Origin of the sequence: Ruminococcus gauvreauii, assembly GCF_025151995.1 — a bacterium.
GTDB lineage: Bacteria > Bacillota > Clostridia > Lachnospirales > Lachnospiraceae > Ruminococcus_G > Ruminococcus_G gauvreauii.
In genome coordinates, this window is sequence record NZ_CP102290.1 from 1,799,564 (window position 1) to 1,822,067 (window position 22,504).

Below are 22,504 nucleotides of genomic sequence, written 5' to 3' on the forward strand. Positions count from 1 at the left end.
CCCGCCCCGTCATTATGCCGAAAAGGAATGCCGCCCATGATTCGAAACATCAGAAATGTGCCCGGTGTCATGCCGACATCACTGGAATATTCATACAATCCCACCAATACCGCCCGTGAACTGTTTTTATACATTGAATATATCGGACATGCGTACTGCTCACAGGATTATTCGGTAATACGGACAAATTACTGCCACTATCTGCTCATGTACGTGCAAAGCGGAAAGGCGGTGGTGTCTACGGAAAAGCAGACATATGAAGTGGAACCCGGCGAGGCTTTTCTGATCGAAACACAAAAGCCCCATATCTATGGGGCTCTCGGGTCTCTGGAATCTTATTGGGTTCATTTTAACGGCAAGAATTTTCATCCTTTTTTCGAGCATCTGATCATGGCAAACCACAATCAGCATGTTTTTAATTTAAAAAACAATCCCGTGTTTCTCTGGAAACTTCAGGACATGTTAAGCACCTTCGAGTTCAACAAGCAGAACCCGGAGATCGTCATGTCTGCCAAACTGTATGAACTGCTGGGACTGATGCTGGTGAATTCCACAAGCGGAAATGCAGATAATATGGGGGAGCTGGCACTGTATATCAACAGAAATTACCACAAACCCCTTTCCCTGGAAAAGCTGGCAAAGAGAACGGGCTTAAGTGTTTCCCGGTTCTGTACACTGTTTAAAAAAGAGACCGGGTATTCTCCATATCAATATATCAAGAATACCCGGCTGCATGCCTCACGCAAGTATCTGACGAGCACGACCTGTTCGATGGACGAGATCGCTTCCTACGTCGGATTTGCGGATGCTTCCTCTTATATCGCGGCATTCCGCCATAAGTACGGGATCACTCCTCACCAGCTCAGAAAACGGCTGAATTCACGCTGACATTAAATTCTTTTATTTCACATCCATCGGCAAACGGACCCGGAATCGGCGTGATCCCCCGCAGTTTTCCGAAGTAATCCCGCCGGAACACGATCGGAGTCCCGTCCGGATTCTCGAATTTCTGTTCCGGCTCAAACGCCTCTCCCAGCGTTTCCGTTCCGATAAACGGTATTTCAATCTGAGGCAGATACTCATAAAGGTTTGTCTCAAGCGTATAGCTTCCATTATGTTCTATCAGCGCCATTGTAACGGTGTGTTCCGTATCGGTTCGGTAATTTTCTTCCGTATCACATGGCTGTGCACCGTTGAAGTATACATTTCCGCCTGTATAGACCGGGAGGTGCCGGTAATATAAATCTTTATTATTACCGTCACAGGTTGTCTCAGGAGTAAATCCTGCAAAGTATTCCTCCCCCGTGGGATATCCATCATACGGCTTCGTCCCGCAGACAAAATGACATTTCGTGATCCCGCTGTCATGTCTCTCCTCGGCAAATGCCGTCAGGTCTTCGCGGATATCCTGCTGCACAAAGATATTGTTATAAATTCTGACGTCCCCATGAAGTATTGTCATAAAACCAGCCACCTCTGTACGGTGCGGCATATGGTACGGGGTATACCGCGGAGACGGCAGCGTCCGGCTTCCATTATCTGTACCTTCGCCAACCCATGTGAAAGACCCTCCGATCAGATTATGTACCAGCGCAATGCCCTGCGCGCTGATGCGGCATGCGCAGTCGGACAGCAGCAGGTTATGATCGATGAGCGTGGGTCCGTGAGACACTTCTACAAACAGGTCCTCCGCAAGCGCAAGACCGTCCGCAATCTTCGTCCCCCTGGGCGGAACATTGTCATGAAACAGATTCTGCGTCACGCGTGTACCCTGTACCTGCCAGTCAAGCCAGATTCCGCGTGTACAATGGTGGATATGATTTCTCCGGAAAATCACGTCGATCGCCGCATGCATTTTGATCCCTCCGATCTCCGCGCCCGCCAGATCCTGCTTGTTATTAATATGATGGATATGATTATCTTCTATAATGGAGAACACACCGCCCAGATGCCCAACGATTCCTGTCTGTCCGCAGTCGTGGATATTACAGCGGCGAACGATATGCGAACCGACGGTTTCTTTTGACCAGCCTTCCGCCTGCGCCTGACAGATGATCTCGCGTTCCGTCTGCGCCCCGTCCTTCAGGCAGAATCTGGACCACTTATTCTCATTCTCCGGCTGCAGATATTTTCCAAGTGAAATGCCGGAGCATCGGGAATGTGAAATCTCACAGTCTTCGATAATCCAGCCTTTGGACCAGTGGGGTCCTACCATCCCTTCCTGCCACGCTGTCGGCGGCGCCCATGTGGTTGCCGCCTGTTTTACGGCAAATCCGGATAAGGTGATATAGTTTACGCCTGTCTTGTCGGGGAAGAAACAATTGCGGCGCACATTAATCTCAACGTTTTCCCTGTTCGGATCCGCACCCTGAAAATTGGCATAGATCACCGTATAATCTTCGTCCTGCTCAGTATACCAGGTATAGACGGTGAATGCGGGATCCCAGGAGGACTCATATACGACGGGCGCAAGCACTCCGTCAAGACTCATAACTTCATACATGGATTTTCCATTTAGATAAACATCCCCTGTATGAACCGGTTCCAGCGCATAATACCAGTCCCCGGAGATCCGTGTCGTGTATGGATTATAACTTCCGAAGATGCCGTTTGAGACCCGCGCTTTCCACACGTTCCCCTCATGGTGCACCCAGTTGTCAACGCGCTCGGCACCCGTGATCACAGCTCCCAGCGGCTGCTCAGAGCGGTAGACAATCCGGTGCTGTTCATCGGTGCCTCCGTTTGCCGGACTTACCGCCTCCCGGTAAATGCCGGGGGCAACGATGATCTCATCGCCCGCGCGGGCAACCGCAGCAGCCTCACCGATAGTCTGAAAAGGGGTTTCCTTCGAGCCGCACCCGTTTCCGGATGCATCAGCAGATACATAATAAATCATGGCCATTCCTCCCAAGTGTCTTTTTTGGTTATCTTATCCCCATTGTAGCCCCCTGCTGTTACAGAAACCATTGATTCATTCGCTGTCTTTTATTAAATATTTTGTCTTTTCACCGCTGTATTTTGACTGCCGTACATACGAACAGCAAAGATTATATGTGATGCTTTTTTCGCGCATTGACTCTCAGGCCTAAAAGGTAGTACACTGTTAATACAACTATTACGAAGGAAGAGGTGTTAAATAAATGCCAACAAACCAGACTGGCTCCAACCCGCTCGGCGTGGAACCGATCAATAAACTGCTGACCCGTTTTGCGGTACCCAGTATCATCGCCATGCTGGTCAGTGCACTGTACAACATTGTCGACCAGCTTTTTATCGGTCACAGTGTCGGAACTCTGGGAAATGCGGCCACCAATATTGCGTTTCCGCTGACCATCACCTGCACTGCCCTGTCTCTGATGTGCGGCATCGGCGGATCCGCAAACTTCAACCTGTCCCTCGGCAGGAATGACAAAGATGAAGCACGCCGCTATGCCGGCAGTGCAATCTGTATGCTGTTCTCTCTCGGACTCATCCTCTGTATCGTGGTACGGATTTTTTTACACCCGATGATGATCCTTTTCGGCGCTACTGCCGATATCATGGATTATTCAGTGACCTATACCAGCATTACATCGCTCGGGTTTCCGTTTCTGATCCTGACGGTCGGCGGTTCCAACCTGATACGTGCAGACGGCAGTCCCAGATTTTCCATGCTCTGCACTCTGACCGGCGCTGTCATCAATACCATCCTGGACCCGCTGTTTATCTTCGGCTTTGACATGGGAATGGCAGGCGCCGCCCTGGCCACCATTATCGGTCAGATCGTCTCCAGCATCATGGTCATCGTGTACTTCACCCGCTTTAAGACGGTACACCTCACCTTGAAGTCACTGATCCCATCATTCAAATACTGCAGGGATATTGTGGCGCTCGGCATGGCGCCCTGCTTCAACCAGCTCGCCATGATGGTGGTACAGATTGCGATGAACAACATTCTGCGGCACTACGGTGCCCAGTCGAACTACGGCAGTGAAATTCCACTTGCCTGTGCCGGCATCATTACCAAGGTCAATATGATCTTTTTCTCACTGTGCATCGGAATCTCACAGGGACTGCAGCCGATTGTCAGTTTCAACTACGGTGCAGAAAAATACCATCGTGTGCGGAAAGCCTACCTGAAAGCGGCGGCGGCGGCGACGATCGCTTCCTGTATCGCGTTTTTATGTTTTCAGTTGTTTCCCCGGCAGATCATCGGCTTGTTTGGTTCCGGAACAGAAGAGTATTTCCACTTTGCGGAAGAATACTTCCGAATCTTTCTGTTTTTCACCTTTATCAACGGCCTGCAGCCAGTTTCCGCCAATTTCTTTACCTCGATCGGAAAGGCGGGAAAAGGTATCTTTCTGTCACTGACGCGGCAGATCATCTTTCTGCTGCCGCTGATTATTATCCTGCCGATGGTCATGGGCATCGACGGGGTGATGTTCTCCGCACCGATCGCGGATTTTATGGCTGCCGTACTGGTCATATACTTTATGCGAAAAGAGCTGAAAGAGCTGACGGTTCTGGCAGCGTCAGAACATGTGGAAGCCGCATGATTCTACAAATTGCATGATTGAGATAAAAGATAATTAACAGCATCCGCATGATTTATTCAGATTTATGCGGATGCTGTTAATTTTTATACTTTTTGCCCTAAAAGTTAAGATAATACAATTTTTAGACAAGATAAGCAAATGCTGTCTGTATTTACCGGTGTTAAAATAGGATTATCAAAAAGATTTGCCGGCAGAACCTTAGAATATGAGAAAAGGGGCAGTTACAATGAAAAAAAGATCAGCAATTAAATTATTGGCATTTGCAATGGCAGCACTCATGACGACCGGATGTATGTCTGGCTGCGGAAGTCCAGAACAGAAAAAGGATGCGTCAGCCGACACCGCAGAAAATGCATCAGCAGATGCTGATTCTGACAGCAAGGCAGAAGAACAGTCGTCCGGGAAAGTATTCCGGGTCGGTTTCGTAAACATTGACAATGGGGACACGAACTGTTATCCCGCCATGATGAATTTCAAAGCATATGTTGAAAGCGCCGAGTTCGCAAAAGCAGTCGGCGCTGACAAAGTGGAAGCTTTAACAGCAGATTCCGCTCTCAATATCGAAAAACAGACCACTAACGTGGAAACACTCTTGACCAAGGGCCTCGATATGATGTTTATCATCGGAGTTGACACAGAAGGCAACACCACCTCTGTTGAGGCATGTAACAAAGAAGGGATTCCTGTATTTATGGTCGGTACAGAAGCTTCCGGCGGCGACTGGAAATTTGTCGGATTCGATGAGACGGAACTTGGTAAATTCCAGGGAGAATGGTGCGTTGAAAACCTTCCGGAAAACGCAAATATATGTTATGTAGAAGGAACACCGGGACGTGAAGCTGCCGTTATGCGTAAGCAGGGCTTTATGGATGCCATTGCAGAGCGTGAGGACCTGACTCTTCTGTCCAGCCAAAGCGGAGACTTTTCAACAGAGGAATCCATGCGGGTTACCGAAGACTGGATTCAGAAATATGGCGATGATATCGACTGTATTGTTGCTCCGGATAATTTTTCTATCCTTGGAGTATGTGAATCCCTGAAAGCAGCGGGAATGACAGATATCATTACCTGTGGTGTCGTGGGTAACCGTGATGATGCCAACCAGATCAAATCCGGAAACGAAAGCTACGGCGTTTTTTGTTACTGGCCGATGATCGGTACTCTTTGCGGTGAAATTGCACAGAAAGTTTACCTTGGCAAAGACATCGAAGAGAGAACAAATATCGAGTTATTCCACATGACAGCCGACAATTGTGACGAGCTGCTGGACAAGTATATTCCGGAATAGAACCATTATTTACAGACACGCAGCGCCGCAAAACATTCTGTTTAAGCGGCGCTGTGTGTCAGCTTTTCGTGAAGCCTTTATTTGGTTATCAGTTCAACCTCAACCGGAAGAGACTTCTCAACGGTATCTCCGGCGATCAGTTTCATCGCCGTATCCACAGCCGTCTCACCCATCAGTTCCGGCTTCTGTGCCACGGTAGCAGTCATTTTTCCGGCTTTGACAGCTGCCACTGCGTCATCTGTGGCATCAAATCCAACCACCCTGATATCTTTTCCGGATGCTGCGATCGCCTCCACTGCACCGAGTGCCATCTCGTCATTGTGCGCAAACACACCCTTGATGGAGGAATCAGACTGAAGGATATTCTCCATAACAGTCAGCCCTTCCGCACGGTTAAAGTTGGCCGACTGGCTCGTAACGACTTCAAGCGCTTCATCCGCCGCCTCATGGAACCCCGCACCTCTGTCGATGGTCGCCGAGGCACCCGGTACTCCCTCGATCTCCGCCGCTTTCGCACCTTCTCCGATCTGCTCAATCAGATATTCTGTCGCCATCCTCGCGCCCGCCACATTATCGGAAGCGATCTGGCAGTCCACTTCGACGCCGTTCACCACACGGTCCACAGAGATGACTTTGATTCCTTTAGATACGGCATTCTGTACCGCCGGAGCCACCGCGTCGGAATCGACCGGATTCACGATCAGTACACTTACGTTTCTGGAAATCAGGTCCTCAATATCACTCGTCTGCTTTGCGGCATCGTCACTCGCATCGACGACAACCAGTTTCACACCTTCAGCCTCGGCTTTTGCCTTTGCTCCGTCTGCCAGTGATACGAAGAACGGATTGTTAAGCGTCGATACTGAAAATCCTATTGCTCCGCTTCCGCCGCCGCCTTGAGCCGCGTCCCCCTCCCCGTCGATCGTGATGGCATTGCATCCTGCCAGACCGAGCAGCATGCAGACTCCCGCAACCAGTCCTGCTATTTTCTTTATATTCATGACTCTTCTCCTTTTTCTTCTCAGCGTTTCCGGTCGGACAATACGGCGACCAGAATAACCAGACCTTTGATGACATCCTGATAGTAGGATGATACGCCCAGAATGTTCAGACCGTTGTTCAGTACCGCGATGATCAGTACACCGATGAAAGTACCGTAGATCTTTCCGCGGCCGCCGCTCATGCTTGTTCCGCCGAGCGCTACCGCAGCGATGGCGTCCAGCTCATAACCGTCTCCGAGTGTCGGCTGTGCGGATCCCAGTCTCGACAGAAGGATCAGTCCGGACAAAGCCGCCATGAAACCGGAGATCGCATACGCGATGATCTTGGTCTTATGAATATTGATACCTGCCAGCTTCGCACACTTCCAGTTGCTTCCCGTAGCATACACGGCGCGTCCAAAGGTTGTTTTATTCAACAGGAAGAAAAATGCGATAAAAATAAGTACCAGCAGAATTACAGGAATCGGAATGCGGTAGAAATTACCTTTTCCGATCAGTTTCAGAACGAAGCTGTCTCCCAGGTTTGAGATCGGTTTTCCGCTGGTGAAGATCATCGTCAGTCCGCGGTAAACCGTCATCGTGATCAGCGTCGCGATAAACGGCTGCAGTCTTCCCTTCGTCACCAGCAGTCCGCTGACGATACCGAGTCCTGTACCGATCGCCAGCGCTCCGATCATGGCTGCTCCGGCAGGCACACCAGCTGCAATCATCCCTGCACAGAGTGCAGTACTAAGTGCCAGTACGGATCCCACGGACAGATCGATTGCATCCGTGAGGATGACACATGTCATGCCGAAGGCGATCAGTCCGTTGATGGATGACTGCCGAAGCAGTGATAAAAAGTTGCTCCATGTGCGGAATTCAGGGCTGACCACACTGATTCCTATGATCAGGATGATCAGTGCGATCAATGCACCCAGATCCTGCGCATGATTTAAAATTCCTTTTTGATTGGATTTCATGATATTGTACCTCCCGTCGCCAACGTCATAATATTCTCCTGGTTCGCCTCTTCCTTACTGATGATTCCGCGAACCTCCCCCTCTCTCACGACCATGATCCGGTCGCTCATTCCGAGGACCTCCGGGAGCTCAGAGGATACCATTATAATCGCTACGCCTTTCGCAGCCAGCTCATTGATAATTGTATAAATTTCTTTCTTGGCGCCGATATCCACTCCCCTGGTGGGTTCATCCAGAATCAGTATGCTGGGATTCGTGTAGATCCATTTCGCGAATACTACTTTCTGCTGGTTTCCGCCGCTAAGGTTATTGCATTCATGGTCAGGCCCGAAACACTTAATATGAAGCTCCCCGATGCCTTTCTCAACCAGATCCTGCTCCTTCTTTTTCTGCATGACCCTGTGACTGGAGACACTGGACAGATTTGCAAGGGCAATGTTCTTTTCAATACTCTCTTCCAGCATGAGTCCTTCCACCTTCCGGTCCTCCGTGATAAATCCGATTCCGCACTTCATCGCCTGAATCGGAGACTTAATACGCACTTCCCTGCCCTGAATCTCAACGGTTCCATGTTCATAGGAAAGATTTCCAAATATGGCCTGCATGATCTCTGTCCTTCCGGCGCCCATCAGCCCGGAAACCCCCAGGACCTCACCTGAGTGCACTTCAAAGTTCACATCCTGAAATACTCCCTGCTTCGTCAGACCCTTTACCTTCAGTACAGTCTCTCCTATTTTACTGCTCCGTACGGGATACCGCTCACCGATCTCACGTCCGATCATCATTTTGACGATCTCATTCATATTCGTCTCCGGTATATGTTTGGTACCCACGTAAGTCCCGTCTCTCAGCACGCTGATCCTGTCACACAGCTCGAAGATTTCCTCCATACGGTGCGAAATATATACGATAGATACTCCCGACTTCCGGAGGGATTGTATCACTTCAAACAGTATCATCGTCTCGCTCTGGGTCAGCGCCGCTGTCGGTTCGTCCATGATAATGACTTTGGCATCTACCATCAATGCCTTGCAGATTTCGATCATCTGCTGCTGCCCCACGGACAGATTGGACATCACCTCCGACGGTGATATATGAACGCCGAGCCTGTCCAGTGCCTCCGCCGCCTTTTTCCGCATTGCCTTCTGGTCACAGAGTCCAAATCTCGTCTTGATCTCTTTTCCCATAAAGAGATTTTCTTCCACCGTCAGGTCAAACAATACATTTAATTCCTGGTGGATAAATACGATGCCGGCCTTCTCAGCTTCCTGAGGGCTTTTGAAGTGTACTTCTCGTCCATCTACCAGTACAGTGCCTGCATCCCTGGTATAGACACCCGTCAGGATTTTCATAAGCGTGGATTTGCCCGCGCCGTTCTCGCCCATCAGCGCATGGACTTCACCGTCGCCCAGGACAAAACCTGCATCTTTCAGAACCTGATTGCTTCCGAAAGATTTATCGATTCCTTTCATCTCAATCTGCATGTCCTATGCCTCCCTTTCTCTTTCTCAGAACAAACAGCCGGACTGCAGAATGATGTTGGCATAAGGCGTAGTCTCACCTGTGCGGATCACCGCCCTGCACATCTTTGTCTGCTCTTTCAGCTCCCGGTGGCTGACATACTCTATCTCACATGGGTTATCCATTTTTTTAACCAGATCAAGTATCTCCTTCCACATTGCCGGGCTGTGTTCCTTTATTTCTTCTGCCAGAATAATTTTTTCTGTTTTCATATCACCGGTAACTTCCGTTAATACATCCATGAACCCCGGCACGCCTAATTTTACAGCCAGGTCAATCCTTTCTGTCTCGTCCGGTATCGGGAGTCCACAGTCTCCCACTGCCAGTGTATCCGTATGTCCCATGTAAGAAAGGACTCTTGAAATATCACTGTTTAAAATTCCATTTTTCTTCATTCTCTATTCTCCCAGTTCACTAATGACTTCTTCATAAGTCGGCATACCGCCCTGCGCGCCGAATTTTTCAGTGGAAAGGCCGGCCGCAGTATTTGCAAAGCGCAGTGCCGCTTCCATATTCCTGCCTTCTGTCATGGCAACAGTGAAAGCTCCGTTCAGAGTGTCACCCGCCCCTGTTGTATCTACAACCTTCGATTTTCTGGCAGGCACCAGGATCGTTTCCCCGCTCTTCAGACACGTCCCGACTCCGCGTGAGCCCTGTGTGATCACCAGTTTCTCCGGGTACGCCTTTAGAAGCTCTTCAAATGAACGCTCCTCCCCAAACAAAATCACCGCCTCATGTTCATTGGGCGTCAGATAAGTCACCTTCTCCAGAATCTCCTGACTTACCGGTCTGGCAGGTGCCGGGTTCAGTACAACCTTTACTCCATTTGCAGCGCAAAGTTCGGCAACATACTCAACCGTATCCTGCGGTATCTCATGCTGAAGCAGAACAATCTCACATTCAAGCAGAGAATCTTTTATCCCATTGATATAGTCAATATCCACACAGTCATTCGTTCCCGCTACCACAATGATCGTATTGTCATTCTCACCAACCGTGATGATCGCAAGTCCTGTAGGTACTCCTTTCACGATTCTGATATGCTGCGTTTTCACGCCCATGTTCGCAAGATTTTTGATAAGGCTTTCCCCCGCGGCATCATCGCCCACACAGCCGAACATTTCAACATCTGCACCCAGTCTTGCCATGGCTACTGCCTGATTCGCACCCTTTCCTCCCGGAATGTACTGCAGATCTTCACCTTTTAATGTCTCACCTTTCAGCGGTATCCTCTCAGCTTTGACTGTCATATCCATGTTAATGCTTCCCACTACTCCGATTTTTTTCATACTTCTTCCCTCTTTCTCAGCGTCGTCTCCCGCTCTATCAATTCCACTTCAAAATGATATCTGATATCCGTCTTTTTTCCTTCAATATGATCGATTAATACCCTGGCTGAAGTTTCTCCCATCAGGGAGATCGGCTGTGCGATCGTCGTCAGCTCCGGTGTCATAAGTTCACTCAGGTTAATATTATCGTATCCGATAATCTGGATATCATCCGGCACCCGGTAACCCTTTTTTCTCAGAACCTTGTAGACAGAAACCGCGACCATATCGTTTCCGGCAATAATACCGTCTACCCCGGGATATCTCTCCAGCAGCTCCTCCGTCATCCTGATGCCCTCCTGAAAGCTGTACTTACAGTCCACGAAACGCGGAGCAACATCATACCTGCTGCACATCGCCAGATAGCCTTCAAAACGTTTTCTTGCACTGGACAGCGCCTGATCGCCTCGCATGTTGACGATATGGCGGCAGCCGCATTTCACCAGATGTTCCATGGCGAGCCGTCCGCCCTGGTAATGATCCGACTGGACATATGCGATCTGGTTCTTTGCCTTCACTTCACGGTCGAGTACCACAACCGGAACCCGGCATTGTTCCACACTTTCCCTGATGCCCTCCTGATTCGTCAGCAATATGATACCGTCCGCATTCATTCTGCTCAGCAGATCCATATTCGTTTTCTCTTTTTCGAGGTCATTATTAGAATTGCAGAGCATCAGCCGGTACCCCCTGCGGTAACTCTCCTCCTCGATTGCTCGTGCCATCTCATTAAAAAATGGATTCTGGATGTTCGGGAGTATGACACCGATGATTCTTGCTGATTTTTTATATAAGGTCCTTGCTGTCTCGTTCGGTCTGAAACCGGTTTCTTCTATCACCTTCAAAACCCTCTGCTTCTTCTCGTCGTCAACATTTGCTGTCCCATTCATAACTCTTGATACTGTAGAAGGAGAAACTCCCGCCATCTTTGCAACATCTCTAATACTAATCAATATCTCACCCGCTTCCTTTTTTGAAACCCGTTTCAAGTTGATTTCATTATAATCATTTTACAAAAACATGTCAATAAAAATCAGCGTTTTCGTACTTGTGAACAAATTTCCAGCGAATTGCTGTTTTTTTCCACCCTTCTTTTGTCTATTATTCACAAAGCTGCTTTACAACGCTGAAAAAACCGCCAGAGAGGTTATTAACCTGGTCTCTGACGGATCTTCTTTCAATCTATATTCTTCTCCGATAATCTTTAACTTCGTCACTCCTCTGACGGATCGATATCGATCAGGACTTTCATCGTTGTCTCGCGATTCCTGTCTATGTACTCATAAGCCTCCAGATACCGGTCAAAAGAAAAATGCTGGCTCATCAGTGGCTTCAATTGGATTTTTCCTTCTCCAACAAGACGGATCGCTTCTGTATAATCCTCGTGCCGGTACATCATCGTTGTATTCAGGTCCAATTCATGGTCATTGAGTACTGCCAGATCCACATTTGCCATCTTCCCGAATACAGCAACCAGGATAATGATGCTGCCCTTCCTGGCATATTTAATGGCCTGTCCCATGGTAATATCATTCCCTGCACAGTCATAGATCACATCTGCCTTATCAGGTCCAAAGCTCTCTGTCATAGCCTCTCCAAAATCCTTATGCTGCGTATTTACGGCAAAATCAGCACCTGCCATTTTCGCCAGACCGAGTCGATAATCTGAAACGTCCGTGATTAATACCCGCGATGCACCGAGTGCCTTCACAGACTGTGCCAGCAGATTTCCGATCGTTCCCGCCCCCAGAATCGCCACATCTTTGCCATGCAGATCGCCAAACCGCTTTGCCGCGTGTACCGTCACTGCCAGCGGTTCAATCATAGCACCCTCATTAAACGTCATATGATCCGGAAGCGGTGTGACTTTTGATGCATCCGCGACAAAGTATTCACTGGCCGCACCGGTTGTCTGAAATCCCATGACCTTCAGTTCTTCACACAAATTATACTTTCCGTGCAGACAGGGATAACACGCCCCGCAATACACCTGAGGTTCAATCGTCACCTTCTGTCCTTCTGTAAAGCCGGTAACCCCCGTGCCGCATGTCACGACTTTCGCGGACATTTCATGCCCCTGGGTCACAGGATAGCTGGTGAACGGATGCGTACCGTGATACACATGAATGTCACTCCCGCATACGCCTAACTTCATAACCTTTACGAGGACCTGATTTTCTCCCGGTTCAGGAACCGGTACATTTCTGTATTCGATTGTCTTTGGAGCAGTCATTACCTGCTGAATCATCGTGTTCATTTTTTATCCTCCATTTTCCTGTAAGAAGGAGGGCGCTCACACGCAGCTATACCACAGTGGAAAAAAACTGGTGAATCAGTTTAAACGCCATACCGTAAGCCGAAGCCTCCCAGCGATACTTGCCACAATGGATAAACAGGGCATCCTGGTCCAAATAATCATACTGCATCGTCAGCAGCCGCAGACTGGAAAGGTACTTTTCCATGTATCCCCCCACATGGCCGCCTACGATGATTTCGCAGTCGTTCAGCATACGGATATTGGAAATGACGACGGAAAGATTTTCCAGATAACGATCCCATATTAATCGGTTCTCTTCATTCCCGTCCTCAAGCAGAGAAAAGAATTCCTGAAGATTTCCATCGCCCAGTACCTTGGCGGAACAGTAACTGTCAACACAGCCCTTCTTGCCGCAATAGCAGGTCTTCCCCTCCGGGAATAGAATCATATGGCCGATCTCCGAACTCTTATTGTTGACACCTCCGTATGGCTTGCCGTTTACGCTGAAAGCGCCTCCCACGGTGGCGTTCAATGACAGATAAAATGCCGTGCCGGTCCGAAAGCGTTTTTCAGACAAAGCTGCTGCATTTCCGTCATTTTCAAAGACTACCGGATAAGGCAGTGCTTTCTCCAGGTCCATCAGGCTGTAGTTTTCCAGCTGGAATGCATGAGACTTACGAATGACCCGATTACCGTTATCCAACACTCCGGGCAGCGATATCCCGATCCCAAGTATTTTTTCCCTGTCCGTTACATTTCCCGAAACAAACTCTTCGACCTTTCTGCCGAACTGTTCATAATAGGTATACGTCGGCTCGAAATGAAACCTTATCCGTTCTTTGTTCAGAAGAACTCCATCCAATCCAACCAGAACCATTTCCAGATGATGGTTCGTTATGTTAATACCAATCGCCAGCCGGGAATCTCGGACGATGGAGATGATCTTCGCTTTACGCCCTCCGCTCGACTCTGACTGCCCCACTTCGGCAATCAGGCCGCTCTCTTTCAATTCTTTGATTTTTTGCAGTACAGTCGGCAGACTGAAACCGCATTCCTGAATAATATCATTCCGGGTAACTTCTCCTCTGTCTGATATGTATTCAATTATCCTACTTTTTATAGCTTTGGTAGTATCCTCACGAAATTGTTTTGCCATGTTTTATTCCTTGTTTTATAAAATATTTTATTTTAGCTTAACACAAACACGGTTTTCCGTCAATCATACTACTTTTTATACGGAATGATTCCGCCGAATACATCGTCTTCTTCCGGTTTACCCACAGCATACTCCAGAAACCTGTTCAACGCGCTGCGCCAGAAGATCCAGTCATGAATGCCTTCCCATGTTTCATACATGACATCCAGATGACATTTGCACAGTAAATGATAGAATGCCTTATTCTGCTGATGCACCAGCAGGTCTTCTGTCCCGCACGCCAGATAAATTTTAGGAACTTCCGCCGCCCTAAGTCTTTTAGCCAGGCAGCCAAGATCCTCTCTTTCCCCGGCTGTTCCCCCCTCACCGACTATGGCCGCAATCTCGTTGATAAAGTTTGCACCGCAGTCACTGACTTCACCCAGCCTTTCTGCCTCACTGAAAAATGCCCGGATGTCTGTGACCCCGCTGAAAGAGCCAACCGCTGCAAACACACCGGGCTCAGACAGTGCAGCATGGAGAGCGCCGAAACCGCCCATTGACAGCCCTGCGATCATCAGATGATCCGGGTCAGCCGGTATATGAAACATGTTGCCCATCATCTCCGGAAGTTCACCGGTTAAATACTCTGTGTAATGTCCTCCATATTTCATATCCAGCCAGAAACTTTTGTGTCCCTCCGGCACAATGACCGCAATATTATATCGTGCTGCAAATTCGTCTGCCAGTCCGTGCCTGATCCAGCCGGATGCATTATCTGAAATGCCATGAAGCAGTATCAATGATTTTGTCGGACCATCCTTCTGGTAACGGTGTCCATCATAAGGCAGGCTGACATATACCTGTGTCTCAAATCCTAATGTTTTCGGAAATATATTGCCCTGGAAAAGCGCCATATTATGATTCCTCTCTGAGAACCTCTGCTATTTTCTATGGTTTACGCTGCTTTCGGTGCCTTTTTGCCTGACCGCCCAAAGCTGTCAAAGACTACAACCGCGAGAAGCACAATACCCTTGATGATCTGCTGCCAGTAGTCATTTGCACCCATAATTGACATTCCATTGTTTAAGACTCCGATGATTGCAGCACCGATTATCGCTCCCGCGATACTGCCTTTACCGCCATTTACGCTGACTCCGCCCAATACAGCCGCCGTAAGGACGTCCATCTCAAAGCTGTTTGCGATGTTCGGCTGTCCGGAACCGGTCCGGCAGAGCATAACGATTCCCGCGATACCTGTCAGAAAGCCGAGCAGCGCGTACGTTAAGACACGTGTAAAATGAGTGTTGACGCCAGTCAGCCTCAAAGCTTCCTCGTTACTTCCGAGTGCGTAGAAATGCCGCCCGATATAAGTCTTGTTCAATAAGACAATGCCGAATACGATAACCGCGATCATGATCAGGCCGGGAATCGGAAAGAACCCAAACAGATTTCCCTGTCCTATTGTTTTCAGATAGTCCGGGATACCGTACATCGGATACCCGTTAGAGATAACGAAAGCTGCCCCGCGAAGTGCCGTCTGCATCGCCAATGTGGCAATGAGCGGCGGAATGCCCGTCCTGCTGATGACAAACCCGTTAAAAGTTCCGATCAAGGTAGTAAAAGCGATGCCGATGATCAGCGCAAGAATCGGATTGATTCCCATATTGATGATCAGGTAACAGATAATAATATTCATGATCGCTATCTGTGATCCGACTGACAGATCCAGCCCCCCGCCGATCAGAACGAAGGTAAAGCCTACCGTAACAATCCCCATCATGGAAATCTGACGGATAATATTCATCGCGTTGCCCACTGCAAAAAATGCCGGCGATATAATAGAGAACACAATAATCAATGCAATGAAAATAAGAAAAATCATATATTGTTTAAAACCACTGGATACTTTACGTTTCATATTTCCCTCCTATAATATCCCTGATGCCATTGCCAGAACCTGATCCTGCGAGAACTCATTTTTCTCAAGAAGGCCTGCAACTTTTTTCTCATTAAGAACCACAAGTCTGTCAGAAATATTCAGCAATTCGACCATGTCTGAGGAAATCAGCAGTATCGCCATTCCCTGACCTGCAAATTCTGCGATCAGATTATAAATCTCCTGCTTGGCCCCTACATCTACACCTCTGGTTGGCTCATCCAGGATCAAGACCTTAGGGTTGCTGGCGATCCATTTTGCCAAAACCACCTTCTGCTGATTGCCTCCGCTAAGGCTTGAAACATTGTCTTTCACGCTTCCCACCTTGATGCGGAAAGCAGCTCTTTGTTTTTCAACAATTTCCTTCTCTCTGTCTTTTTGTATAAAAATATTTTTGGAAATCCGTTTCAGGATCGGCATCGTGATATTCCAGCTGATCGGCAGCGATAAAATAGCTCCATGGTTTTTTCTGTCCTCCGGAACATAGGCGATTCCCTTCTCCAGTGCCTGTTTCGGTGATTTGACGGTGATCTTCTCTCCATTCAGAATTAAATCCCCACTTTCAATTCTCTCCGCTCCAAACAAAAGACGTGCCAGTTCGGTTCTTCCGGCTCCAAGCAAACCGCCGAGACCCAGAATCTCACCTGCCCGCAGGGTAAAAGAAATGTCCTTCAGGCCGTTACCGCCAATATGTTTCGCCTCCAGAACCACATCACCTTTTTCCCAGGTCGGATGAAATTCGATCTCCTCCACTTTTCGGTTCGCCATCTGATAAATCAATTCCTGACGCGTAATGTCCTGCGTCGCAGACGTCAATATGTATTTTCCATCCCGCATAACCGTCAGACGGTCTGCAATTCTATAGATTTCTTCCAGCCGATGTGATATGTATATGATCGTGACTCCCTTTTCCTTCAGTCTGCCGATCAACTCAAAAAGATCCTCAGTCTCATTGGTGGACAGCGGAGCCGTCGGTTCATCCATAATCAGTATCTTCGAATCTTTTGCAACCGCCTTTGCAATTTCCACCAGCTGCATCTGCGCAGTCGTCATATGTTCGATGATGTCCGTCGGACTGATATTCACTTTCATGCTGTCCAGAACTTCTTTTGCTTTTTCTATATACTTCTTCTTATCATAAATTTTGCTTTTCTGATCTGACTGAAGTTCATCCCCCATATAAATATTCTCCGCAACCGTCAGCGATGGAAACAGATTAAACTCCTGATATATGGTAGACACGCCCACACTCCTGGAAAGCTGCGGCGTCATTCTGGCGTAGCTTTTTCCCCAGAAGACAAGTTCGCCTGAATCCGGTACCTCTGCGCCGGATATCATTTTGATCAGAGTGGATTTTCCCGCACCATTTTCTCCCATCAGTGCATGGGTCTCGCCCTTCTCAAAATCTATCGACACATTATCCAGCGCCTGAATACCGCCGTACCGTTTCTTTATATTATGTACAGATAATACAAGTTCTTTTTCCATATTATCACTCTTTCTTCTTATTAATAATGCAGCTTTTTACAAAAGGGGTATCTTTTACGGTTTCCTCCAAAGACACCCCTTTGCCACTGTTCATCACATATTTTATTCAGCTGATCGGATCAATTACTCTTCTTCCAGATAATCACCTACATTATCAATCGTAACCGGTGTTGTTTCATAAATAATTGTTCCATCCACTTCTTCACCCTGGCTTGCGGCGATCAGAATATCAATCGCTCCGGGCAGTGCATCATAAGCACCTGACATTACCGTTCCTCTGTACATGGTATCATCGCTGATAAGCTGCAGTGCCTGCGGGTCACCGTCTGCCCCAAAGAATCCATAGTTATCGCCTTCTTTTCCCTGTGCTTTGAATACCTCGTAAGCTCCGAGAACTCCTGTGTCATTGATACCGCAGATCACCTGGATATCCGGATGTGCTGCAAGGAAGTTTTCTGCCTGAATATTTCCTTCATCCCCGACACCTGCCTTCTGCTGTGCCACTACTTTAGCATTCGGTGCAAGTTCCGTGAGCGCATCAACAATACCTTTTGCTCTGTCGATAATGAGCGGGATATCCGGATAGTCAAACACGCCGACTTCTATCACTTCCTGTGCTTTTAAATCCGGGTTTGCATTGATCCAGTCTGCAGCCATCTTACCTGTCTGATAGCCATATACATAATTATCCAGGTTGAGTGATCCCTCGGCGCCGTCAACAATGCCATCATAAGTCATGACATAAATTCCGCTCTCCGTTGCCTTCTTTGCCATATCGGAGATACCGTCCGGGTCAAAAGCCACCGCCATAATCGCTGTACATCCGGATGAGATGAAATTTTCGAAAGAAGAAATCTGCTTATTGACATCGTTGTTCTCATCTGTCACCATGCACTCTACACCTTTTTCTTTGCAATAATCCTGAATGATCTGAGCCATTTTAGAATAGAACAGATTCTGTGTCGTACTCATGGAAACGCCGATTTTCACTTTCACATCCGATGATGGGGTCTCTGACTCAGCCGACTCGGAAGGCGCTGATTCTTCTGCAGGAGCTTTGCTGTCTGAAGATGATCCACATCCGGCTAATGCAGTCAGGCAAATTGAAGACGTTATCACCATTGCCAAAAGTTTTTTGATTCTTGTGTTTTTCATACCTTTTTCCTCCATATGATATATTATGAGGAAGAATGCTTCTTTTCAATTCTTCCTTAACTAAAATCAGCCCTCTTTGCTGATTTCTGTTACGATTTTATAAATATTTTTCCTTTGCTGCTTTATACATCGCCAGTACATTCTGAGCCGGAACATCGGCCTGAATATCATGGACTGCCGTTAAAATATAACCTTCCGGCCCCAGCTCATCGATCCTTCTCGCTACCTCATCCCGTACATCATCAATGGTACCGTTCGGCATAACCTGACTTGTATCGATCGCCCCGCAGAAACAGAGCTGATCACCGAACTCCTTCTTCAGCTGCCGCGGGTCCATATCTGCTGCATTCACCTGAATCGGATTAAGTATGTCCACTCCGATTTCAATCAGATCAGGAATCAGCGGGACGACGCTGCCGCAGGAATGATACATAAGTTTTGCCTTGGTACGACTCTTGATAAATTCAAAGTACCTCTTCTGATACGGTTTTATCATTTCCCGATACACGGCAGGTGACATAAGCGGAGACCTCGCCGCTGCAAGATCATCGCCGACAAAAATAATGTCCAGATATTCGCCAACTTCATTTAAATACTGTTCCTGTCTCGCGCATTGAAACTGAAGCATGTGTTCCATCAGATAATGTATGATATCCTCATCTGCAATCAGGTCGGTCAAAAAGTTTTGAAATCCACGAATATAATGTGCCGGTTCAAAAATACCGGAATCCACAATGTCACCCACAATAGCATAACGATTTTCTTCTTTTAACTTTTTTGCCCGCTCTCTGCAGCCTTCCACTGCAGCCGGAACCACCGGGTCAGGCCATTCATACTCTTTGATCTCGGCCAGCTCCGTCATATCCTGCAGCGGATGATATACCATATCGTAATACAGCTCATTATCAGGCATTTTAAAATGAATTCCAAAATGATCAACAAACTCTCTTTTGTTTATCACCTGTTTTGGAAAACACGGATGTGCCGGCACTCCTCTTGTATCTGTCTCAAGGAATTCAAGAACAGGCTCATCTACTAAACTGATCTGAAAGTCCTCCATCATCAATCTGTCATCCGCCTGCACTCCCAACAGTTTCTTGACTTTATCGTACGTTTTTCGCGCAATGGATGTACAGTTCGTTGAACCCAGTTCCGTCACGATTCTGTCAGGAGCCTTGTGGTTTACAGTCGCTAATACTCGTTCACGTGGTGTCATTCAATGTCCCTCCAATTCATTTGTTTATAAAATTATAACATTGTTAATGTATTTTATCAATTGTTTTATAAAAGATTTTATGTTATTCAGAGAGGAACATAATACGCAATAACGATTCGATTGGTACACAAGTCCGTGTTTATGGTCTTACAATTACCTTTCCTGCCTGACTGGGTGCCTGAAGAGCCGCTTCCAGCTTCTCCAGCGGAATGATCTCCACCACAAGTCTGTCCAACTCGATCATACCTGCATTCAGCAATGCTACAGAGCGTCCCTGAGTCAGCGGGTTTACATAGGAAGTCTTGATCGTCAGCTCCTTCCGGAACAGTTCGAACGGTGCCAGCTTCATCACATCTTCAGAGGTTCCCAGTCCAAACAGCATAACAGTAGCGCCTCTTCCTGCCAGACGGACTGCGTCCTCCATGGTGCCCGGTCTTCCTACACACTCAATCACCACATCCAGATGTGTGACACCCGCATCTTTTAGTGCCTGCTCCACATCCTGATGGATCGGGTCTGTCACGCAGTCAGCACCCAAATCCAGAGCAAGGGCATGTTTCGATATATCCGGCTCAGATACAGCAATCCTGGCTGCTCCTGCGTTCTTGCACAGCTGCAGCATGATCATTCCGATGGTACCGCCTCCTATGATCAGCACCTGACTGCCCAGCTTCACATTTGATATGTCAAATCCGTGAAGCGCACACGCCAGAGGCTCACACATCGCACCGGCTTCAAAGGAAACACTGTCAGACAGCAAAAATGCCTGTTTCTCCAGTACGATACACTGCTCCTCAAAACCGCCGTCATAATTTACACCGGTCGCGTACATGTTCTCGCAGAACTGTACATCTCCTTTTCGGCACATTTCGCAGCCGCCGCACATAACATTCGGATCCACGCATACACGATCTCCGATTTTAAAGTTTTTCACTGCGCTTCCCACCTGTGAAACCACTCCGGCAAGTTCATGCCCCAGAACAATCGGAGGCTCGCAGTCGGTAGCACCCCCAAATCCATTGTACAGATGAATATCTGTTCCGCAGATACCCGCGGCTTTTACATCAATCAAAATCTCATCCGGTTTCAGGGGACGCACTGCCCGGTCTTCCACACGAATTTCTTTGTTCCCATAAAATACTGCTGCTCTCATTTCAGTTCCTTTCTTTTCATCCCATAATTTCAGCGGGATATTTTATTCCGCTTCCGGCACGGTATCCTTCAGTGCCTGCAGCTCCGCCAGCAGATTTTCTGCCGGAACATCCGGCTGTACATTGTGGATATTTCCGCCAATGAATCCTCCTCCTTTTGACAGGATCTTAGCCGCTGCACGGGTTTCTTCATACACTTCCTCCGGTTTTGCCGTCGGCATTGTGCTCTGCGGATTGCACCCGCCGCCCCAGAATACAATATCCTTACCAAATGTACTCTTCAGCATCCCGGCATCCATTCCTTTGGCAGATACCTGGATCGGATTGAGAATATCAAATCCCGCTTCTATAAAGTCCGGCAGAATGGATGTGATCGCACCGCAGGAATGAATAAATATTTTCCAGTTGGTATTTGCATGTATCCAGTCATTCATCCGTTTATAATACGGCTTAAAGATATCCTGAAAGATTTCTTTTGAAACCATCAGGCTGGTCTGATGTGCAAAATCCGTTGCGGAGAGTTCTATCACATCGATGCGGTCACCAACGGCTTCCCTGTAAAGCTTCAGGTTCTCAATTGCGATCTCCGACTGCATATCAAACAGATCCTTCATATAATCCGGGTCTTCACACATGGTCATCAGCCAGTCGGGCATATTTCTCACACCCGGAGTTTCTTTCTGCCACGGCCCCGGCACATGGAAGGCATCACCCAGACCGCCCCAGTCATAACGCCCTACCAGAGAACACTGGGTATTGTTAAACAGATCTTTTGACTGATCCTCGCATGCTTTCAGTTCCTCATCCGTGAACAGGCGGTACATGCCTTCATAGTCTTTTCTGGCATTCCACTCTGTCTTGGCATCCAGATCTTCCTGACGTACAATGGGATCAAAATAGAACCCGCCGCCCGGCATCTTTGCACTTGGTGGATAGTTCATATCTCCACCTGCATATGCATAGAGTGCACCGTCATCTCCAACCGTGTATGCAAACTGGCCGCTCACAAGAACTTCGGTTCCATCCGGCAGGGTCCACCTTTTGAAGTCCTTATTCGGTACGCCGACTGTATTTGTAATTCCCCAGACTCCTACACAGTCGATCTGCAGAGCATCAATGACATCCTGCTCCACAGCACCGCACTGCAACAGCGGGTCTGTCAATGTAATAATATGGTCTTCCAGCCCCAGCTGCTCCCGCAGTTTTTTTAGAGCCAGTGCATGTATGGTAGTCACCGGTGTTGATCCCAGATCGATCGGAACACGGTCTGACACTTCATGATTTAATGCCTTTCTCACTCGTTCTCTTGATGTCATTTTTCATATTTCCTTTCCTGAATATAATTTTTGCGCCGTCCAAATATTTCCAGTTGATAAAATAGGTTATGCAAAACGCCTTTTCTAAACTTATGAACCTATCATACCCCCAATACAATCTATTGTCAATTAGCACTGTTTCATAAAAAAACAATCCATTTTTTTGTTTGTTTTTACCAATGGTTTCTTTTTGGGATTTGTTTTATCATTAA

19 protein-coding genes are annotated in these 22,504 nt (G+C 47.8%); 3 read left to right on the plus strand and 16 right to left on the minus strand.

The genetic code is table 11. From position 1 onward, the window contains the following. The first annotated feature begins 36 nt into the window (after positions 1 to 36). The gene (locus tag NQ502_RS08700; protein ID WP_028528311.1) at positions 37 to 888 is read left to right on the plus strand and encodes a helix-turn-helix domain-containing protein; all 852 of its coding nucleotides are present in this window, start codon (positions 37 to 39) and stop codon (positions 886 to 888) included. Here the strand turns inward: NQ502_RS08700 and NQ502_RS08705 are convergent. Beyond that, positions 863 to 2,896, minus strand: a complete 2,034-nt coding sequence (locus tag NQ502_RS08705) for a right-handed parallel beta-helix repeat-containing protein (RefSeq protein ID WP_028528310.1) — start codon at positions 2,894 to 2,896, stop codon at positions 863 to 865. The two genes, NQ502_RS08700 and NQ502_RS08705, sit on opposite strands and share 26 nt — an antisense overlap. 244 nt (positions 2,897 to 3,140) lie before the next feature. Between NQ502_RS08705 and NQ502_RS08710 the strand changes: the two genes are divergently transcribed. Next, on the plus strand, positions 3,141 to 4,535 hold the full coding sequence (locus NQ502_RS08710; protein ID WP_028528309.1) for an MATE family efflux transporter: 1,395 nt from the start codon (positions 3,141 to 3,143) through the stop codon (positions 4,533 to 4,535). A 226-nt stretch (positions 4,536 to 4,761) separates the two neighbouring features. After that, a complete protein-coding gene (locus NQ502_RS08715; RefSeq protein WP_028528308.1) occupies positions 4,762 to 5,823 on the plus strand; it encodes a sugar ABC transporter substrate-binding protein in 1,062 nt (353 codons plus the stop codon). A gap of 77 nt (positions 5,824 to 5,900) precedes the next feature. Here the strand turns inward: NQ502_RS08715 and NQ502_RS08720 are convergent, their stop codons facing one another. From NQ502_RS08720 to NQ502_RS08790, 15 genes are all read right to left on the minus strand, one after another. Next, complete coding sequence (locus NQ502_RS08720) at positions 5,901 to 6,824, minus strand: substrate-binding domain-containing protein (protein ID WP_028528307.1); 924 nt, start codon at positions 6,822 to 6,824, stop codon at positions 5,901 to 5,903. A 20-nt stretch (positions 6,825 to 6,844) separates the two neighbouring features. Then, on the minus strand, positions 6,845 to 7,786 hold the full coding sequence (locus NQ502_RS08725; protein ID WP_028528306.1) for an ABC transporter permease: 942 nt from the start codon (positions 7,784 to 7,786) through the stop codon (positions 6,845 to 6,847). After that, positions 7,783 to 9,270 carry a sugar ABC transporter ATP-binding protein gene (locus NQ502_RS08730; RefSeq protein ID WP_028528305.1) on the minus strand — a complete coding sequence of 496 codons (1,488 nt, stop codon included), beginning with the start codon at positions 9,268 to 9,270 and terminating at the stop codon, positions 7,783 to 7,785. Before NQ502_RS08730 ends, NQ502_RS08725 begins: the two co-directional genes overlap by 4 nt. 24 nt (positions 9,271 to 9,294) lie before the next feature. After that, on the minus strand, positions 9,295 to 9,702 hold the full coding sequence (gene rbsD / locus NQ502_RS08735; protein WP_028528304.1) for a D-ribose pyranase: 408 nt from the start codon (positions 9,700 to 9,702) through the stop codon (positions 9,295 to 9,297). Positions 9,703 to 9,705: 3 nt separating this feature from the next. Then, positions 9,706 to 10,596: a ribokinase gene (rbsK, locus tag NQ502_RS08740; protein ID WP_028528303.1), complete on the minus strand. Its 891-nt coding sequence runs from the start codon at positions 10,594 to 10,596 to the stop codon at positions 9,706 to 9,708. Continuing rightward, positions 10,593 to 11,588 carry a LacI family DNA-binding transcriptional regulator gene (locus tag NQ502_RS08745; protein ID WP_028528302.1) on the minus strand — a complete coding sequence of 332 codons (996 nt, stop codon included), beginning with the start codon at positions 11,586 to 11,588 and terminating at the stop codon, positions 10,593 to 10,595. Before NQ502_RS08745 ends, rbsK begins: the two co-directional genes overlap by 4 nt. Before the next feature lie 260 nt (positions 11,589 to 11,848). Then, on the minus strand, positions 11,849 to 12,883 hold the full coding sequence (locus tag NQ502_RS08750) for a zinc-dependent alcohol dehydrogenase (RefSeq protein WP_028528301.1): 1,035 nt from the start codon (positions 12,881 to 12,883) through the stop codon (positions 11,849 to 11,851). A gap of 55 nt (positions 12,884 to 12,938) precedes the next feature. After that, positions 12,939 to 14,048, minus strand: a complete 1,110-nt coding sequence (locus NQ502_RS08755) for an ROK family transcriptional regulator (RefSeq protein ID WP_028528300.1) — start codon at positions 14,046 to 14,048, stop codon at positions 12,939 to 12,941. Between the two features lie 68 nt (positions 14,049 to 14,116). Beyond that, positions 14,117 to 14,944, minus strand: coding sequence for an alpha/beta hydrolase (locus NQ502_RS08760; RefSeq protein WP_028528299.1), 828 nt, complete (start codon positions 14,942 to 14,944; stop codon positions 14,117 to 14,119). 41 nt (positions 14,945 to 14,985) lie between these two features. Then, positions 14,986 to 15,948, minus strand: a complete 963-nt coding sequence (locus NQ502_RS08765; RefSeq protein ID WP_028528298.1) for an ABC transporter permease — start codon at positions 15,946 to 15,948, stop codon at positions 14,986 to 14,988. Positions 15,949 to 15,957: 9 nt separating this feature from the next. Next, positions 15,958 to 17,454, minus strand: a complete 1,497-nt coding sequence (locus NQ502_RS08770) for a sugar ABC transporter ATP-binding protein (protein ID WP_028528297.1) — start codon at positions 17,452 to 17,454, stop codon at positions 15,958 to 15,960. A gap of 123 nt (positions 17,455 to 17,577) precedes the next feature. Next, positions 17,578 to 18,609 (minus strand): sugar ABC transporter substrate-binding protein, encoded by a 1,032-nt coding sequence (locus NQ502_RS08775; protein WP_028528296.1) that lies wholly within the window; start codon positions 18,607 to 18,609, stop codon positions 17,578 to 17,580. A gap of 97 nt (positions 18,610 to 18,706) precedes the next feature. Next, the gene (locus NQ502_RS08780) at positions 18,707 to 19,825 is read right to left on the minus strand and encodes a uroporphyrinogen decarboxylase family protein (RefSeq protein ID WP_028528295.1); all 1,119 of its coding nucleotides are present in this window, start codon (positions 19,823 to 19,825) and stop codon (positions 18,707 to 18,709) included. Positions 19,826 to 19,964: 139 nt separating this feature from the next. Further along, positions 19,965 to 20,978, minus strand: a complete 1,014-nt coding sequence (locus tag NQ502_RS08785) for a zinc-dependent alcohol dehydrogenase family protein (RefSeq protein WP_028528294.1) — start codon at positions 20,976 to 20,978, stop codon at positions 19,965 to 19,967. A 42-nt stretch (positions 20,979 to 21,020) separates the two neighbouring features. After that, on the minus strand, positions 21,021 to 22,292 hold the full coding sequence (locus tag NQ502_RS08790) for a uroporphyrinogen decarboxylase family protein (RefSeq protein ID WP_028528293.1): 1,272 nt from the start codon (positions 22,290 to 22,292) through the stop codon (positions 21,021 to 21,023). Positions 22,293 to 22,504: the final 212 nt, after the last annotated feature.